Source organism: Microbacterium sp. BF1, from assembly GCF_019279095.1.
In the GTDB taxonomy this organism is placed as follows: Bacteria; Actinomycetota; Actinomycetes; order Actinomycetales; family Microbacteriaceae; genus Microbacterium; species Microbacterium maritypicum.
Genome location: NZ_JAGYWT010000831.1, coordinates 1 through 615, shown reverse-complemented (window position 1 = coordinate 615; position 615 = coordinate 1). Strand labels below are relative to the sequence as shown.

Genomic DNA, 615 nt, shown 5'->3' with positions numbered 1-615 from the left:
GCTCGCCCGTGCACTCGCGCAGAGCGGCGAGATCCTCGTGCTGGACGAACCGACCAACCACCTCGACATCGCGCACCAGCTCGACCTGATGCGCGTCGTGAGCGGACTCGGCACGACCGTGATCGCGGCCCTGCACGACCTCAACATCGCCGCGGCGTTCTGCGACGACGTCGCCGTGCTCGACGAGGGCAGGCTCGTCGCCTTCGGTCCGCCCGACACCGTGCTCACCCCCGCGCTCGTCGACGAGGTCTTCCACGTCACCGCCCGCGTCGCCATCGAGGTCGACACCGGCGCGCGGGCGATGACGTTCCATCCGCGACAGTCCGCCGGCTGATCCGCTCGACACCTGAACCCACACCCCTACCAAGGAGAAGAAGAATGACACCCCGCACCCGAACCACCCGTCTGCTCGCCGCCGTCACCGTCGGACTGGGCGCGATCGCCCTCACCGGATGCGGCGGCGGCGTCTCCGCCGGATCCGCACCCGACTCCGCCGGCGAGGCGATCACGATCGAGAACTGCGGCCGCACGGTCGAGATCCCGACCACGCCGACCGCCGTCGTCGGGCTGCACCCGTCGCAGACCGAGCTGCTGCTGCGCCTCGGTCTCGCCGAT

2 pseudogenes are annotated in these 615 nt (G+C 70.7%); both read left to right on the top strand.

Annotated elements, in window-relative coordinates:
* A pseudogene (locus KZA10_RS17065) lies at positions 1–334 on the top strand (ABC transporter ATP-binding protein); the annotation flags it as partial.
* Positions 335–378: 44 nt separating this feature from the next.
* Positions 379–615, top strand: a pseudogene (locus KZA10_RS17060) (zinc ABC transporter substrate-binding protein); the annotation flags it as partial.